3 protein-coding genes are annotated in these 2209 nt (G+C 61.9%); all 3 read right to left on the reverse strand.

Features of this window, described 5'->3' with window-relative positions:
• Positions 1–475: MetQ/NlpA family ABC transporter substrate-binding protein (locus tag AC1D1P_RS21545; protein ID WP_477674376.1), on the reverse strand; the 475-nt coding region annotated here is incomplete at its 3' end.
• A 170-nt stretch (positions 476–645) separates the two neighbouring features.
• Positions 646–1311, reverse strand: a complete 666-nt coding sequence (locus AC1D1P_RS21550) for a methionine ABC transporter permease (protein ID WP_457278549.1) — start codon at positions 1309–1311, stop codon at positions 646–648.
• A gap of 3 nt (positions 1312–1314) precedes the next feature.
• A partial coding sequence (locus tag AC1D1P_RS21555; RefSeq protein WP_477674377.1) for an NIL domain-containing protein occupies positions 1315–2209 on the reverse strand: 895 nt, incomplete at its 5' end.

Raw genomic sequence — 2209 nt, forward strand, 5'->3', positions numbered from 1 at the left:
GGCCTGCTTCGGGCTTGAGCTTGATCAGGCCCTTGTCTTGCAGCACCAGCAGCACACGGCCGCCGTTGGTCGGGTCGTTCGGGATGCCAAAGCGCGCGCCTTCTTTCAGCTCGGCCAGGCTTTTGACTTTTTTGGAATAGAGGCCGATCGGGAAGTTGACGGTGTAGCCCACGTTGACGATCTTGTAGCCGCGGTCCTTGACCTGCTGGTCGAGGAAGGGCTTGTGCTGGTAGCTGTTGCCGTCCAGGTCGCCGGCGGCCAGTGCGGCGTTGGGCTGGATGTAGTCACTGAACTCGACGATCTGGATCTTCAGGCCGTCTTTTTCGGCGATCTTTTTGACCTGCTCAAAAATCTGCGCGTGCGGGCCGGCGGTGACGCCGATCTTCAGCGGCTTGTCTTGTGCCAGCACAGCGCCGCTGAACRAGGTGGCCAGCGCGAGTGCGACGGCGGACTGGATGAGGGTGCGTTTTTTCATGGTGTTTCCTTTTTTGAAGATGAATGAATCTGTTTTTTTGCCCTGAAGGTCAATTTCAAGGCCATTTTTAAGAGGCAAATCGGGCTCTAACCCAATGGGAACGTGCGCGAGCAGCTATCAAAAGCGTAGCAATCAACATCGCCGCGCATGGCTGTCATGGATGGACGGGGTCATCTGTGGCTCAACCTGCGCACAGCCCAGTCGCCCAGGCTTTGCACCGCCTGCACAAACAAAATGAGCACCAGCACCACGGCCAGCATGACTTCAGGCAAAAAACGCTGGTAGCCGTAGCGGATGCCCAGGTCGCCCAACCCGCCRCCGCCAATGGCGCCGGCCATGGCCGAATAACCCGTAAGGCTCACGAAGGTGATGGTCAGGCCCGCGACGATGCCGGGAAGAGCCTCGGGCAGCAGCACCTTGAAGACGATCTGCCGTGTGGTCGCACCCATGGCCAGCGCGGCTTCGATCAGCCCGTGGTCGACTTCGCGCAGCGAGGTTTCCACCAGCCGCGCAATGAACGGCGCGGCCGCGATGGTGAGCGGCACCACCGCCGCCGCCGTGCCGATGGAAGACCCGGTGATGAAGCGCGTCAGCGGAATGATGGCCACCAGCAAAATGATGAACGGCGTGGAACGCACCGCATTGACAAGGCCGCCGACGACGCGGTTCACGCCAGCGTTTTGCAGCACACCGCCCTCGTCTGTCAGGCGCAAAAACACCCCGAGTGGAATACCGATGAGCGCACCGACCGCGCCCGAAATGCCCACCATGACGATGGTTTCCCATAGCGAGCTGACAAAGAGCTCGAGCAGGGCTTGTGAGAAATTACTGAACACGGCTTAAACCCTCCCGCCCACGGCCAGCTCACCGCCGACCTGGTCTACATGCACACCGGCGCCGCGCAAATGCGCCACCGCTGCGTTGAGCTGTTCGCGTGCGCCGCGCGCAAACACTGCCAGCGAACCGAAGGGCTTGCCCTGGATTTCATCGACCTGCCCGTGCACGATGGACAAGTCAATGCCAAAGCGGCGGATCACGTCTGACAGCAAGGGCCGATCCGACTCATCCCCCGCAAAGGCCAGTCTGAGCAGCTGCCCTTCTTCCGGGTGCTCGGCACTCATCAGGGTGCGTATGCGCGCCAGCACGCTGTCGGGCAAATCCTGCGGCACGATCTCGGCGATCAGGCTGCGTGTGGTTTCGTGTTGCGGACGCGTGAAGACATCGATCACCGGGCCGCTTTCAACAATGCGGCCGGCGTCGATCACCGCCACGCGATCGGCCACCTGCTTGATCACCTGCATCTGGTGCGTGATCAACACGATGGTGAGGCCGAATTCCTTGTTGATCTGGCGCAGCAGGCCGAGGATGGAGCGCGTGGTTTCCGGGTCCAGCGCCGAAGTAGCTTCATCCGACAGCAACACCTTGGGCCGGTTGGCCAGCGCGCGCGCAATGCCCACACGCTGCTTTTGCCCGCCGCTGATCTGTGCCGGGTAGCGATCCGCCAGGACGCTCAGGCCGACGAGGTCCAGCAAGGGCTCAACACGCGCCTTGATGTCCGCTGCCGATAGACCCGCAATCTCCAGCGGCAAGGCCACGTTGCCGTACACGGTGCGCGACGACAGCAGGTTGAAGTGCTGAAAGATGATGCCGATATCGCGCCGGGCTACGCGCAGTGCTTCGCCGTTCAGCGAAGTCAGTTCCCGGCCGCCCACCAAAACCTGGCCAGCCGTCGGC

The organism is Polaromonas sp. P1_E1_2 (genome assembly GCF_056406035.1).